Origin of the sequence: Pseudomonas asiatica (genome assembly GCF_009932335.1) — a bacterium.
GTDB classification, from domain to species: Bacteria; Pseudomonadota; Gammaproteobacteria; order Pseudomonadales; family Pseudomonadaceae; genus Aquipseudomonas; species Aquipseudomonas asiatica.
Genome location: NZ_BLJF01000002.1, coordinates 249,481 through 263,324, shown reverse-complemented (window position 1 = coordinate 263,324; position 13,844 = coordinate 249,481). Strand labels below are relative to the sequence as shown.

At 64.3% G+C, this 13,844-nt stretch carries 11 protein-coding genes; 4 read left to right on the top strand and 7 right to left on the bottom strand.

Annotation, left to right across the window (positions count from 1 at the left end; genetic code table 11):
* The first annotated feature begins 174 nt into the window (after nt 1–174).
* From GYA95_RS20555 to GYA95_RS20540, 4 genes are all read left to right on the top strand, one after another.
* Nucleotides 175–2,610 (top strand): TonB-dependent siderophore receptor, encoded by a 2,436-nt coding sequence (locus tag GYA95_RS20555; protein ID WP_015268685.1) that lies wholly within the window; start codon nt 175–177, stop codon nt 2,608–2,610.
* Between the two features lie 129 nt (nt 2,611–2,739).
* On the top strand, nt 2,740–3,852 hold the full coding sequence (locus tag GYA95_RS20550) for a PepSY-associated TM helix domain-containing protein (RefSeq protein WP_015268684.1): 1,113 nt from the start codon (nt 2,740–2,742) through the stop codon (nt 3,850–3,852).
* Nucleotides 3,849–4,034 (top strand): hypothetical protein, encoded by a 186-nt coding sequence (locus GYA95_RS20545; RefSeq protein WP_015268683.1) that lies wholly within the window; start codon nt 3,849–3,851, stop codon nt 4,032–4,034. The genes GYA95_RS20550 and GYA95_RS20545 overlap by 4 nt, the downstream gene beginning before the upstream one ends.
* Nucleotides 4,035–4,100: 66 nt before the next feature.
* Complete coding sequence (locus GYA95_RS20540; RefSeq protein ID WP_043935235.1) at nt 4,101–6,920, top strand: dermonecrotic toxin domain-containing protein; 2,820 nt, start codon at nt 4,101–4,103, stop codon at nt 6,918–6,920.
* On the opposite strand, the gene GYA95_RS20535 is transcribed toward GYA95_RS20540, so the two are convergent.
* From GYA95_RS20535 to waaF, 7 genes are read right to left on the bottom strand one after another with little or no spacing between them, the layout of a single operon-like run.
* The gene (locus tag GYA95_RS20535; protein ID WP_013970541.1) at nt 6,881–8,323 is read right to left on the bottom strand and encodes a lipopolysaccharide kinase InaA family protein; all 1,443 of its coding nucleotides are present in this window, start codon (nt 8,321–8,323) and stop codon (nt 6,881–6,883) included. The genes GYA95_RS20540 and GYA95_RS20535 overlap by 40 nt on opposite strands.
* Nucleotides 8,323–9,075, bottom strand: coding sequence for a lipopolysaccharide kinase InaA family protein (locus GYA95_RS20530; RefSeq protein WP_015268682.1), 753 nt, complete (start codon nt 9,073–9,075; stop codon nt 8,323–8,325). Before GYA95_RS20530 ends, GYA95_RS20535 begins: the two co-directional genes overlap by 1 nt.
* Entirely contained in the window at nt 9,072–9,806 is a 735-nt protein-coding gene (locus GYA95_RS20525) for a lipopolysaccharide kinase InaA family protein (RefSeq protein ID WP_015268681.1), read from the bottom strand. Before GYA95_RS20525 ends, GYA95_RS20530 begins: the two co-directional genes overlap by 4 nt.
* Complete coding sequence (gene rfaP, locus GYA95_RS20520) at nt 9,806–10,612, bottom strand: lipopolysaccharide core heptose(I) kinase RfaP (protein ID WP_013970539.1); 807 nt, start codon at nt 10,610–10,612, stop codon at nt 9,806–9,808. The genes GYA95_RS20525 and rfaP overlap by 1 nt, the downstream gene beginning before the upstream one ends.
* Nucleotides 10,609–11,733, bottom strand: a complete 1,125-nt coding sequence (locus GYA95_RS20515; protein WP_015268680.1) for a glycosyltransferase family 4 protein — start codon at nt 11,731–11,733, stop codon at nt 10,609–10,611. Before GYA95_RS20515 ends, rfaP begins: the two co-directional genes overlap by 4 nt.
* Nucleotides 11,733–12,791, bottom strand: coding sequence for a lipopolysaccharide heptosyltransferase I (gene waaC / locus GYA95_RS20510; protein ID WP_015268679.1), 1,059 nt, complete (start codon nt 12,789–12,791; stop codon nt 11,733–11,735). The genes GYA95_RS20515 and waaC overlap by 1 nt, the downstream gene beginning before the upstream one ends.
* Nucleotides 12,792–13,841, bottom strand: coding sequence for a lipopolysaccharide heptosyltransferase II (gene waaF / locus GYA95_RS20505; RefSeq protein ID WP_013970536.1), 1,050 nt, complete (start codon nt 13,839–13,841; stop codon nt 12,792–12,794). It lies immediately after the preceding gene.
* Between the last annotated feature and the right edge of the window lie 3 nt (nt 13,842–13,844).

Genomic DNA, 13,844 nt, shown 5'->3' with positions numbered 1-13,844 from the left:
CACCAGCCTCAAAGCCCCCGCGATCCCTGTGGGAGCGGGTTTACCCGCGAAAGGGCCGGTACAGGCAAAAGCCAACTTCAAATAATTCTCAATTTTTTTCAGATTCGCCCTGTCACTTTTCAAATCTCGCTCGGCAAGGAAGCAGAAAGCACTTATCCGTCGAGGAGCCTCTGCATGTCCCGTGCTGTTGATCGTATCCTGCGCCCCAGCCTGATGGCCCTGGCCATCGCCGTGACCGCACCATTGGCCAGCCCTGCCCTGTTCGCCGCCGAGCAATCCGCTCAGCGCGCCTACGACCTGCCCAGCGCCCCGCTGGCCACCACTCTCAACCAGATCGCCAGCCAGGCCGGCATCACCCTGGCCATCGACCCGGCACTGGTCAGCGGTCGCACCTCGGCCCCGGTGAGCGGGCAGTACGATGGCCTTGGTGCCCTGCAGGCCGCCCTGCGCGGCACCGGCCTGCAACTGCAGCAAAGCAGCGTGGGCAGCTACAGCCTGGTGGCTACGCCGGAAGGGACACTGGCGTTGCCGGAGACTGCGATCAATGCGACTTCCAGCTATGAAAGCGCCTGGGGACCGGTAGAGGGTTACACCGCTACCCGGACAGCAGCAGGCACCAAGACCGACACCGCCATCGCCGAACTTCCCCGCTCGGTAAGCGTGATCACCCGCCAGCAGATGGAAGACCGGCCGGTGCTCAGCCTGAACGACGCCCTTCGCTACACCGCTGGCGTGCAGAGCAGCGGCTATGGATCCGACTCGCGCAGCGACTGGTTGCTGGTACGGGGTTTTGTGCCTACCCAGTTCCTCGATGGCCTGCCATTGCCCAAGGGCAACTACGCCACCCCCAAGATCGAGCCCTGGAACCTGGAGCGCATCGCCGTACTGCGTGGCCCGGCCTCTTCGGTCTACGGCCAGACTCCACCAGGCGGCCTGCTTGACATGACCAGCCGTCGGCCGCAATTGGAAAGCAGCCACGAAGTCGAAGCCCAGGTTGGCAGCAACAACCACAAGCAGATCAACTTCGACAGCACCGGCAAGCTCGACGATGCAGGCCAGTTCCTGTACCGAGTGAGCGGCACCGTGCGTGACAGCGGTTCGCCGGTCGATCACATCCCGGACAAGCGCTACAACATCGCGCCCAGTCTGACCTGGAACATCAACGACGACACCAAGCTGACTTTCATCAGCCAGTACACCCGCGATGACACCGGCATCACCGGCCAGTTCCTGCCACTGCAGGGCACCAAACTGGATAGCCCCGCAGGCAAGATTTCGCACCACAAGAACCTGGGCGACCCGGATTGGGAGTCCTACGACCGCACCTACTACCACCTGGGCTATGCGTTCGAAACACGCCTGAACGACACCTGGCAGTTCCGTCAGAACCTGCGCTACGCGCGTAACGAACTGGACTTCAAGGGCATTACCGCCGGTGGTTCGATCTGGCCAGCCGGCCCGGACGAAGCTGTCAGCGCCGATGGCACCGTGCAACGCACCGCCGGTATCGTCGAGGAGGACATCTCACAGTTCGCCCTGGACAACAACTTCCAGGCCGACTTCCAGACCGGGCAGGTTGCCCATACCCTGCTGCTGGGGCTCGACCACCAGCGCTCGGACAGTAATGCCCGCTGGCGCTGGGGCTCGGCGGGTGTGCCACCGAGCAATATCCACAACCCCATCTACGGTCAGGATTTCTCGAACGTTCAGTACTTCGACATGTACGACTACGACCAGAAAACCCAGCAGACCGGCCTGTATATCCAGGACCAGATGGCGTTGGACAACTGGCGCCTTACCCTTGGTGGCCGTGAGGACTGGGTGCACACCGGCACCACCTTCCACAACCAAGGCGACGCAACCAACACCCAACGCGACAAGAAGTTCAGTGGTAACGCAGCTCTCAGCTATGTATTCGATAACGGCCTGACGCCTTACATCTCCTATGCCGAGTCGTTCCAGGCTGCCACCGGTTCCACCGTCAACAGCACCGATGCCTTCAAACCGACCGAAGGCAAGCAATACGAACTGGGCATCAAGTACCAGCCTCCAGGCAGCAATAGCCTGTTCACCGCTGCTGTGTTCGACCTGACACAGGAGAACATGTCGGTGACCGAGGGTGGTGTCACCCGCCAGGTAGGCGAAGTGCGTGTCAAAGGCCTGGAGCTGGAGGCTACCTCGGATGTGACCGAGAACCTCAAACTGGTGGGTTCGTACACCTACAACGACAGCGAAATCATCAAAGGCACCAGTGACGAGAAAGGCAAGCGCATGGCGCAGGTGCCGCGCAACCAGGCTACTGCCTGGGCTGACTACACCTGGCACAGCGGACCACTGGATGGGTTCGGGGTCGGCGTTGGCGTGCGCTACGTGGGCGATACCTACGGTAATACCACTAATACCGATTGGGGCCATGTGGGGTCATACACCGTCTACGACGCATCGGTGCACTACGACCTGGGCCGCCTGAACAGCACCCTCAAGGGGGTGACCGTAGCCGTGGATGCGAAGAACCTGTTCAACAAGGACTACTTGTCTACCTGTGACGGGTACTACTGCTACTACGGCGACGAGCGCAACGTGGTGGCCAGTGTCAATTACAAGTTCTGAGTGAGCCGGGCCATTCGCCGCACAAGGCTGCCCCTACAACGGCCAACGCGGTCCCTGTAGGAGCAGCCTTGCGCTGCGAAAGGGCTGCGCAGCAGCCCCAGCTTCCAACAGGCAAAAATCGGTACCGTGATGAAAAGCCCAACCATCCGCCGCTGGTCGGTGATCCACACCTGGAGCAGCCTGGTCTGCACCCTGTTCCTGCTATTGCTGGCAGTCACCGGCCTGCCGCTGATCTTCAACCACGAACTCGAACACCTGCTGGGCGATGCCCCTGAACTGCGGGAAATGCCGGCCAATACCCCACACCTGGACCTGCAGCAGTTGGTGATCAAGGCCGAGCAGCACCGCCCCGGCGAGGTCATGCAGTACTTCGGCTACGACGAGGACGAAGCCAACGGCGTAGTGGCCATCACCGCCGCCACCGCCGGCACCGAACCCAATTCGTCGCACACCTTCATGCTCGACGCACGCACCGGTGAAGCCGTGGCCATGCCGGCCGCCAACGGCGGCTTCATGATGACCATGCTGCGCCTGCACGTTGACATGTTCGCCGGCCTGCCCGGCAAGCTGCTGCTCGCCTTCATGGGCGTGCTGTTCGTCGTGGCGATCATCTCCGGCACAGTGCTCTATGCACCATTCATGCGTCGCCTGGACTTCGGCACGGTGCGCCACGGCAAATCCCGTCGCCTGCGCTGGCTCGACCTGCACAACCTGATCGGCGTGGTCACCTTGGCCTGGGCACTGACGGTAGGCGTGACCGGGGTCATCAGCGCGCTGTCGGACCTGGTCATCGCCGCCTGGCGCAACGACAGCCTGGCCGCCATGGTTGCCCCGTACCGTGATGCCCCACCGCTCACCGAACGTGCCCCAGCCACCCACCTGCTGACCATCGCCGAACAGGCCGCCCCCGGCATGCGCCCGGACTTCATCGCCTTCCCCGGCACACGCTTTTCCAGTGAGCACCACTATGCGGTGTTCATGAAGGGCGCCACGCACCTGACCTCGCACCTGCTCACGCCCGTGCTGATCGATGCGCGAACACTGGCGGTGACCGCCGTCGGCGAACGCCCCTGGTACATGGATGCCATGGGCCTGTCGCAACCACTGCACTTCGGCGACTACGGCGGCCGGCCAATGCAAATCCTGTGGGCGCTACTCGATGTGCTGACCATCATCGTCCTCGGCAGCGGCTTGTACCTGTGGTGGGGCAAACAACGCACGAAGCGGGAGGCGCGGGCATGAGCCACAAGTCACAGCCGACCTGGCGCATCTTCATCTGGCCGATGGTCGTGGCCTTGCTCACTGCCGTGGGGCTGTTTGCCGCCTTGCTGGGGGACGGGGTCTGGGACAGCCTGGCCTGGCTCGGCCTGGGGGTGTCGGCGGCTCTCGGCCTGCAAGGTTTCTACCCTCGTCCACGGCAGTAACCGGGTAATACCCGCACCCTCTTTTGCCGCGACATGGTTGGCTCCCATTTTCCAAGGAGCCATACCATGACACCTTTGCAGCGCCTCGAAGCGCTCGATCAACAACTCATCGCCCTTGAGCAAGGCAAACCCGAACTGACGGGCGAAACGGAACCGGCCGCCATGCGTCAGCGTTTTTTTGGTGACCTGGCAGCGTTCTGGAACGACCCTGTCGAAGCAGGCCACAGCCGCGTCCAGCAGCTGCGCGAACTGCGTCATGAGCAACTTCTGGCCGAACTGGAGCTGCGCCTCGCCGACCAGACCCTGGACTACAGCCACATCAGCCTGCTGCGCACCTCCCTGGAGCTGCCGCTACCCTGGCAGCGCAACCACCTGCCAGACACCCACCGGGCCCAGGTTTATCGGCCGGTATTCAACCGTTCAAGGCCCCATGGCCGGTTGCCGTTACCCGGCGTGCTGGTATTGGTGGCAGACGCACCGGAAGGGGCCGTTGCCGAGCCTGCAACAGCCACAGGCCAGGCACTGCTGTGCAGCGTTTCTCATGGCGTTGAAGGCTTCGCCAACCTGGCCGAACTGCATAGGGAGCTGTGCGAGCGCCTGGACGACCCCATGCAAAGCCGGCCAATGCTGCAACTGCTACCCCGCCTGCAGGACCAGCAACTGGTCCGGTGTGCCGACCGGCTGCGATACGAGTGGTTTACCGGCGACCTGGTCGAACAACAGGCCACTGACGTGATCGACGCGCAGCATCAACGGCTCACCATCGCCTGGCACGCCGCCTGGGCGCTTGACCAGAACCCGGATCTGCCGGCGCTGAAAAGCACCCTGGCCAAACAGCAGTCACTGAACGATCTCATGGGCAGCCAATATGCGTTGTCCACCCGTTATGCGCTGCTGCTGGAAAAACACCTGCCCGCCTGGCTGCGCCAGAGCTCCACGCAAAACCTGACGCACATCATGCAAACGATCCAGGAGCTCGCCGGGGCCATCACCCAGGCTGCTGCACCCGGCCTTTTGACCCTGGAGGCGTTCGGCAATCGCCACCACCTGCTGGCATGGGTGCGCGAACGCCTTGGCAAGGCGCTGCGGCGCGAATTCTCCATCGACTTGCCTGCCGAAAAAGTCTGCATAACCGTCACGCTTGCACACCGCACCGGCCCGCTGATCAACCCGCTGGCACCTTCGGGTTACGTGGCCGTTGCCAACCGTCGCCATGTCGGTGGCACCATCGAACTGGTAACCACCACCTACCGCCTGGACGAGCTGGCCCTGTTGAACATCGGCTGGTTCGACGTCGATTACTGGCTGACTGCCCGGATACACAACGAGGACGGCTCCACGCTGGAATCAATATCCGCGGAAGGGGTAAAGCGCCTGGTGCGTGAGCTGGACGCCGGCAGTGGCTACATCCGCTACCTGCGAACCCACCTGCTGGAGTCTCCAGGTGCGCGCTGGCGCATGCAATGCCACGGCAACATGAACCGCGCCCGCATGCGCGCCGAGGCGGCCAAGGCCCGCTATGCCAGGCACTTTCTGAACGATACCCACGAGCGGGGCTATCGCTGGGTCAAAGCCGTCACCGACCACCCCGACAACAATTGGCGCCCTACCATCGACGAGCATCGTATCGCGGTGCGCCAACTGATCATCGACGGGCACACGCTGCAAGGGGTACTGCTGCTCAATGCCGAGAGCGACAACCAGCCGTCGCTGGTGCTGTATACGCCGGACGCTCCCGACCGGCGCGCATGGCGTGAATACCCCGATACCCGGGCGCTGCTCAGAACCCTTCGCAGCACGCCGTCCTTGCGAAAGTACCTGATCCAGCGCGCGCCTCTGGCTGATGGCAAGCGGCTCGACAAGTTGGTGCGCAAAGGCCGCCTCGGGCCATATGTGCAAAGACCAATGATCAACGGCAACCTCTTCGATGCCCTTTACAAGGCCCAGGTCCACGCCATGATCGCCGAGGTCGATACCAACAGCCGCAGCAACCGCGAGCTGCTCGGCGAGTACGGGCTGTCGACGCTGCGCCTGGTTCTCGACATGATCAGCCTCGTGCTACCGGCCCCGACAATGTCAGCCCTGGCCTTCGGCCGTATGTCGATTTCGCTGTGGGACGGCTTCGAAGCCCTGGAAAAAGAGGATTATGCAGCGACCTTCCACCACGCCATGGCTGCTTTGAGCCACAGCGCCGACGGGTTGTCCAGTTTCGCTGGTTCGCCCCTCATGCGCCGGGCGATGCGCGGCCTGCCGCCGCAACCTCCGCGCCCACTGCCGAATACCCACGAAGCGGCCGTGGATGTGAGCAAGCTGCGCTACCGGATCGACGGCGTTCATGGCGAGGAAGTGTACGAACAGATCAACAGCGTGCCAGGCCCGGACCGGTACTTCGTCAAGGACAGCCAGGGGAGGTTGTACAACGTCCACTTCGACGGCTATCGCTGGCGGGTTCTCGACCCCAGGCAGCCGGATGCCTACGCGCAACTGCCGATCAAACGGCTGCGCAACGGCAATTGGGTGGTCGATTCCATCGTGCTTTGGCATGACGGGTTGCCTGACATAGCCCACCTGTTGGAAGAGGTACGCCTGCAACAACCATTAGCGGGCGAACCGGTGGCAGGGGACGCCGACCTGCACGACGCTGGGGGGCAACTCTATTTGCAGTTGGGTAACCATCAGTTGCCGGTTCGACGGCACCTGCTTGCCGGGCAATACCATTTGCTGCTGCCCGAGAAGGCACTGGGCGCAGTCCACGCCTGGGCAGTATTGCGCCAACAGGGCGGCCAATGGCGCATTCGCGTGCGCCAGCCAGGCCGCAGCAGCGACTGGCTGGCACTGCCGGCGGATTACTCGGCCAGCTTGGGCAACAGCCGGTCCAGCCGCTGATGCAAGGCACTGCCACTCGGCCAGTTGCGCAGCAGCCGCGCCCGATCACGGGCGTAGGCCGGGGCGAAGCTGAGCTGGGTGGCGTGCTGGCACATGGCGTCGAGGTCGATCAGCGACCATTGGCCGTTGTGCCAGAACAGGTTGTGGCCCTTGAAGTCGCCGTGGCTGATACGCTCGCGAATCAGTTGCTGCATCACATGCACCAGGGCATCCACCTGCTCCTCAGGCGCATCGCCGTTATCCACGTAGGGCGCGAAGCATTCGGCCAGGTCTGGGCCATCGATATACTCGGTGACCAGGTAGGCACGGCTTCGCAGCCCCATCACCCGTTGCTCCAGCACCGCGAGTGGACGCGGCGTGGCAATGTCGAGGAACTCCAGGCGATGGCCTTCGATCCAGGAATGCCAGGCCCGGCTCGGGCGCCAGAAGCGCTTGAACCAGTGCGCGGTGTTCTTGATGTTGTAGCGCTTGAGCACCAGCGTGCGCCCGCCAACCTCGATGCGCGCCACACTGGCCGCACCACCGGTCTTGTACAGGTGACCCTGGTCGATCAACGCATCGGCCTGCTCCAGTACCGGCAGCATGGCTTCGACCTCGTCGCGGCGGATTGCCCGCAAGCCCGAAAGGCTGCGCTCGACACTGAACAGGCTGCATTCACGACCAGCCTTTTCCAGGTAATCCTTCTGGCGCCAGCTGCGCACCTTGTCTACCTGCTTCTGCAGGGCTTCCAGCGGCAGCGCATGCTCGGCGTTGGCCAGCAGATAGTGCACCAGCAATTCTTCGATGAAAGGCTCCAGGCGCTTGGGGAGCTGAGCGAAGAACACCCCCAGGTTTTCCAGCACACGCGGGCGTGACAGCTGCTGGCCAGGCGTTTCGGCCTTGATGCCGGCGCCGTCGATCAGGTACAGCTTGCCGCCGTGGCGCAGCAGGTTGTCCAGGTGCAGGTCTTCCTGCCACAGGCCCCGGGCGTGCATGTGCGCCACTGCGGTGAGCGCCTCGCCCAGCACCAGATGCTGCTCGTCTGCCAACACCGGCAAGCTCTCCACTGCCGCCCAGGCATCGGCCAGGCTCTCGGCGCCGTCGAGGAATTCGAACAGCAGCCAGCCGCCCTCGCCTTCCTTGAGGCCGTCGGCCAGCAGCTTCGGCGTGGTCAGGCCCTGCTCGGCCAGCAGTTTCACGCCTTGCAATTCGCGCTGGAAATGCCGTGCAGCGTTACCACCGACCAGCAGCTTGGCCAGCACCGGGGTACCGCGCCACACGCCGGCACCCACATAGCGCTGGCCCGGCAGCACGCGCAGCAGGCTGAGCAATTGCAGGTCGGCCGTGCCGGCGGCATCGGCCAGGGTGATGCTCAGGGGCAACGAGGGGCTGCGCCCGGCCTCTTTCAATTCAGACAAACGCATCAGCGGGCCTCTTTTTCACGACGGCGTTGCGTCAGGCGTTGCAGCCAGGTATCGACCAGCGTGCCATCGGCAGGCTGCGCCAGGTAGCTGGCCAGCAAGGTACGTACATCGCGCTCGCCCCAGACCGGTGCGCGGCGCAGCAACGGCTCCAGGTCCTTGAGGCGGTCACGCATGCCGAACAGCAGGGGTCGGGTCTTCTCCAGGTCGATCAGTTGCGCGTCCCAGCCTTCGCGGCGCTGACGCAGGAAGATGTGCTTGGGGTAGAAGCAACCATGCACCTGGCCGGCACGGTGCAGGGTGCGCGCCAGCTGGCCGCAGGCCTGCAGGACACCATTGCGTTCGGCATCGCTCAGTTGTGGCCACCGGGCCAACAAGCTGTCGAGGTCGGCCCATTCGTCCAGAGCACGAGTCATCAGGATCGCCCGGTGCGTGCCGCCTTTCTTGCGCTCGCCGTAGAACACCGCCTGCAAGGCCGGAATCTGCAGTTTCTGGTAACGGCTGATGTTGCGGAATTCGCGGGCGAAGGTCGGCTCGCCGAATGGCCGGTGGAGGGTACGGGTCAGGTAGTCGCTCTGGCGCTTGAGGTAGTAGCCCTTGCCCTCGAGTTCCAGGCGGTACACGCTGCTCCAGCCACCGCGGCCGGTGTTCGGTTCGTCCACGGCATCCAGTTGCAGCGCCCACAGCGCCTCGAAGTCGTCCAGGCCATGGCGCTTGAGCAGCGCGAGGTCCGCGCTGGCCAGGTAATCGGTCATTCCCTTCCCTCGAAAAAGCTCACCACCTGGCGAATGCGCTTCTTGTCACGCACATTCAGCCGATCGCGGCCACGATATTGCAGGTAGAAACGCAGGCGCTGGGTCGCCGACAGATGGTATTTGGCCACTTTGTCCAGGCATGCAAGGTCCTTGATCATCCGGTGCCGCCACATGAAGCCGCGCCAGAAATCGCCGGTGGGGCAGTCGATGAAGAATAGCGTGCCCTGGTCGTCGACCAGCAAGTTGCGCCATTTCAGGTCGTTATGGGCGAAGTGGTGCTGGTGCATGACCCGGGTGTGGCGCGCCAGCTGGCTGCTGACATGCCCGACCCAGGCGCGATCGGCCAGGCGTGCATCGTTGCGCTCGGCCAGCGCCGACAAGTCTTCGGTATGCGGCAGTTCGCGGGTGATCATGGCCCCCCGGCCAAAGGCCAGGCCATTGCGCTCCAGGCCCCAGGCCACCACTTCGGCAGTGGGGATGTCCCACTTGGCGAACTGCTTGAGGTTCTGCCATTCGGCCTTGATCCGCGGCCGGCCCAGGTAACGGCGCATGTGCTTGCCGGCCCCGGTGTAGCGCTTGACGTAATAATTGACCCCGTCACGCGTGATACGCACCACCTCACTGAGCGGGTCGCGGGTCAGGCGCTCGCCTTGCAGGGCAAATACAGCATCGAGGCTGCCGAAGTCCGCCGCCAGGTGTTCGTAGCCCGGCGCCAGTGTCCACCCCGCCATCAGAGTGCATCCCCATAGCGTTGCTTGCGATCGTAGAGTTTCTGCGCCTTGCGCTCCAGCCAGGCGAGCAGCGCGGCTTCATCCTTCAGGACTTGCCGCAGCGGGCGCTGGAAGTAACCGCGCAGGAAGCGCAGCTTGTCGCGCTGGGTCAGGCCGATGTCCAGCGCCGAGAAGTACAGCGCGGCCAGGTCCTTGTCGCGCCAGCGGCGGCTGATTTTCGCCCGGGTCTGCGCGCGGTGCAGGTCGATTACCGACAGTTTGAAGTCTTCCGCCGTCACCGGGCGGTCGGTGTGCAGCAGGAAGTGGCAGATGTAGCAGTCGCGGTGGTTGACCCCGGCGCGGTGCATGCCGCCGGTCATCTTCGCCACTTCGGCGATCAGCGCGCGCTTCAGGCGCGGCTCGGGCGGCTGCCTGACCCAGTCGATGCTGAAGTCTTCCAGGCTGATGGTCGGCGCCAGCTCTTCGGTGATGATGAACGAGTGCTGCGCGGCCGGGTTGCTGCCACGCTCGCCATAGGCGACGGCTGTCATGGTCGGCACGCCAACCTGGTGCAGGCGCTGTATGGCCTGCCATTCCTGGCCGGCGCCGAGTACCGGCAGCTTGGCGGTGAGCAGGTTCTTGAAGATCTCGCCCCAGCCGATGCCGCGGTGGATCTTGACGAAAAAGCCCTCGCCAGCGACTTCGGTGCGCAGCGTGCGGCGCCCTTCCAGTTCGCGATAGACCTCGCCTTGCAGCGCCTCCACGGCATCGAAGGCATCACGCCCGGCCCACAGGCGCTTGAACGGTTCGGCCAGTATCAGCTTCATGCGGACTCCTGCCCCAGGATCACGTCGGCGGCATGCTGCGGCATGCTGTACAGATCGGCGGTTTCAGCAAACGCCAGGCCGTTGCGCGACCAACTGGCGCGGGCCTGCTGGTCTTCGAGCATGCGCTGCAGGTAGCCATTGAGCTGTTCCTGCTCGAACGGCTCGTCCAGCACCAGGCCACTGTCGGCCTCAGCGATATAGTGGGCGTAGCCGCATACTTTGGAGACCAGCACCGGCAGGCCGGCCACCAGTGCCTCGAGCAGCACCGTGCCGGTGTTCTCGTTGTACGCCGGGTGGATCAGCAGGTCGGCGCCAAGCAGAAAGCGCGGGATGTCGCTGCGGCCCTTGAGGAACTGCACCTGCTCGCCCAGGCCCAAGGTAGCGCTTTGCAGCTGGAACACCTTGGGGTCATCCTGGCCGATCACCATCAGCCTGGTGCGTTTGCGCAGGGTCGACGGCAGTGCGGCCAGGGCCTTCAGGCTGCGGTCAACACCCTTGGTCTTGAAGCCCGAGCCAATCTGCACCAGCAGCAGGTCGTCATTGCCCAGGTTGAATTCCTTGCGGAACTCGGTGCGGATTTCGCCGGCATTGGCCGGCGCGCGGCGGTCCTGGGAAATGCCCGGCGGCAGCAGGTGGAAACGCTCCACCGGGGTGCCGTAGTGCTTGATGAATAGCGGCTGCTGCACTTCGGAAATCATCAGCACTTCGGTATGGGCGTCCTTGGCGAACACCGCGCGTTCGTATTCGGCAAAGTGCCGGTAACGACCCCAGCGGCGGTACAGGCCGCCACGCAGGGTCTGCGCCTTGTCCTCGAAGCAGCCGTCGGCGGCGTAGTACACATCCAGCCCAGGCATCTTGTTGAAGCCGATCAGGCGGTCGACCGGGCGCTTGGCCAGGTCGGCGGCCATCCAGGCGCTGAGCTTCTCGTTGCGGCGGTGGTTGAAAATCGCCTTCACCGGCGCCACCAGCACTTCGAAGCCCGGCGGAATGTCACCCTCCCAGATCAACGTGTACACACGGATCTGGTGGCCCCGCTTCTGGCATTCCAGGGCAATGCGCATGAAGTCGCGCTGCAGCCCGCCGAAGGGGAAATATTTGTAAAGCACGAAAGCCAGTTGCATCAACGGACATCCTCAGCCAGCAGCAACGCGCTCAAGCGGCTCGCCACATGCTCGGGATTCAGGCGAGTGAAGCACAATGGCCACTCGCGTTTCAGATCGAACCGGCGCAGGTCGTCGGCGCTCGGTTTGTAGGTGCACTTCTTCTGCAGGCAGGGCGCGCAGGGCCAGTCACTGGCCTGGTGAATCTGGGTCCGTCCGTAGGCGCCAGTCAGGCCCGGGTTGGTAGGGCCGAACAGCGAAATGGTGGGCACATCGAGTGCCGCCGCCAGGTGGCCGAGGCCGGTATCGACCGCCACGCAGGCTTTTGCCGCCGCCAACACGCGTGCGACGCCGGCAAGGTTCAATTTGGGGAGCACCTGGCAGTTGTTCAAGCCCTGGGCGATGCGCTCGGCCCGCGCCTTCTCGGCCGGGTTGCCCCACGGCAGGCGCACCTCCAGCTTGCGCCGGCCCATGCGCTCGGCCAGTTCGCGCCAGTAGGCTTCGGGCCAGTGCTTGGTCGCCCAGGTGGTGCCATGCAGGAACACCACATAGGGGGCGGCCGGCGGCAGTTGCAGGCGCTCGAGGTCCAGGCCGTAGTTGCCGATGCCTTCCGGCAGGTCGTAGGCCAGGGCCATGGCGAACAGCTGGCGCACCCGCTCCACCGCGTGCTGGCCGGTGGCAACCGACAGGCGCCGGTCATAGAAGCGGCTGGCCCAGCCTTCGCGGGCCGAATAGCGGTCCAGGCCGGCCACCGGAGCCTTCACGTAGCGGGTCAGCCAGGCCGATTTGACCAGGCCCTGGGCGTCGATCACCAGGTCGTACTTGCGCTCGCGTACACGTTGCTTGAACGCCTTCCACTCGCCGCTCTTGATGGTTTGCCAGAGGTTCTTGCGCCAGCGGCGAATGGCCACCGGGATCACCTGGTCGACCGCCGGGTGCCAGCTGGGGATTTCGGCGAAGCCTTCTTCCACCACCCAGTCGAAGCGGATGCCCGGGATGGCGTGGGCGGCATCGGTAAGCGCCGGCAAGGTGTGGATCACATCACCCAGCGACGAAGTCTTGATGATCAGTACCCGCACTTAGTCGACCTCGGCCACGGTATCGATCAGGTCCGGCCCGGTCAGGCTGTGCAGGGCAGCGATGACTTTGCCCGGTTCCAGCAGGCGCAGGCAGTTGTAGTGGCCGAAGCGGCAGGTGCGGTCGAAGCACGGGCTGCACTCGATGCCGGTGCGCACCACTTCCACGTGCTCGGCCAGCGGCGGGGTAAAGCCCGGCGAGGTCGAGCCGTACACCGCCACCAGCGGGCGGTTCAGCGCGGCGGCCACGTGCATCAGGCCCGAGTCGTTGGACACCACGGCATGGGCGCAGGACATCAGGTCGATGGCCTCGGCCAGCGAGGTTTCGCCGGCCAGGTTGGACGACTCTTCACGCAAGCCCGGGATCAGCCGATCGCGAATCTGCTCACCGACCGGGTGATCGTTCTTCGAGCCGAACAGCCACACCTGCCAGCCCTGGCGGATCATCGCATCGGCCACGGTGGCGTAGTGCTCGGCCGGCCAGCGCTTGGCCTCGCCGAACTCGGCACCGGGGCACAGCGCCAGCACCGGGCGGTCCAGCTCCAGGCCGAACTTGGCCAGGGCGGCGTCGCGGCTTTGCGCTTCGATCTGCAGGCTGGGGCGCGGGTACGGCTGCGGCAGCTCGGCGCCGGGTGCGTAAGCCAGGGCCATGAAGCGCTCGATCATCAGCGGGTAACGGGCCTTGTCCAGCTTGCGCACGTCGTTGAGCAGGCCGAAGCGCATTTCGCCGCGCCAGCCGGTGCGCTTGGGGATACCGGCAAAGAACGGCACCAGCGCCGACTTCAGCGAGTTGGGCAGCAGGATGGCCTGGTCGTACTGGCCGGCCAAGGACTTGCCGATGCGTCGCCGCGTGGCCAGTTCCAGTGCGCCGTGGCCGAGCGGGAAGCTCAGGGCCTGACGGACCTCGGGCATGCGTTCGAGGATCGGCCGGCTCCACTCGGGGGCCAGCACATCGATCACGCAGTCGGGATGCTGCTGTTTCAGGCACTGGAACAGGGTCTGCGCCATCACCATGTCGCCGACCCAGCTGGGGCCAATGATCAGTATTCTCATGCT

Excerpts from the sequence above, each read along its gene's own strand:
- GYA95_RS20555 (WP_015268685.1), top strand. The coding sequence starts at position 175 with ATGTCCCGTGCTGTTGATCGTATCCTGCGCCCCAGCCTGATGGCCCTG.
- GYA95_RS20550 (WP_015268684.1), top strand. The coding sequence starts at position 2,740 with ATGAAAAGCCCAACCATCCGCCGCTGGTCGGTGATCCACACCTGGAGC.
- GYA95_RS20545 (WP_015268683.1), top strand. The coding sequence starts at position 3,849 with ATGAGCCACAAGTCACAGCCGACCTGGCGCATCTTCATCTGGCCGATG.
- GYA95_RS20540 (WP_043935235.1), top strand. The coding sequence starts at position 4,101 with ATGACACCTTTGCAGCGCCTCGAAGCGCTCGATCAACAACTCATCGCC.
- GYA95_RS20535 (WP_013970541.1), bottom strand. The coding sequence starts at position 8,323 with ATGCGTTTGTCTGAATTGAAAGAGGCCGGGCGCAGCCCCTCGTTGCCC.
- GYA95_RS20530 (WP_015268682.1), bottom strand. The coding sequence starts at position 9,075 with ATGACCGATTACCTGGCCAGCGCGGACCTCGCGCTGCTCAAGCGCCAT.
- GYA95_RS20525 (WP_015268681.1), bottom strand. The coding sequence starts at position 9,806 with ATGGCGGGGTGGACACTGGCGCCGGGCTACGAACACCTGGCGGCGGAC.
- rfaP (WP_013970539.1), bottom strand. The coding sequence starts at position 10,612 with ATGAAGCTGATACTGGCCGAACCGTTCAAGCGCCTGTGGGCCGGGCGT.
- GYA95_RS20515 (WP_015268680.1), bottom strand. The coding sequence starts at position 11,733 with ATGCAACTGGCTTTCGTGCTTTACAAATATTTCCCCTTCGGCGGGCTG.
- waaF (WP_013970536.1), bottom strand. The coding sequence starts at position 13,841 with ATGAGAATACTGATCATTGGCCCCAGCTGGGTCGGCGACATGGTGATG.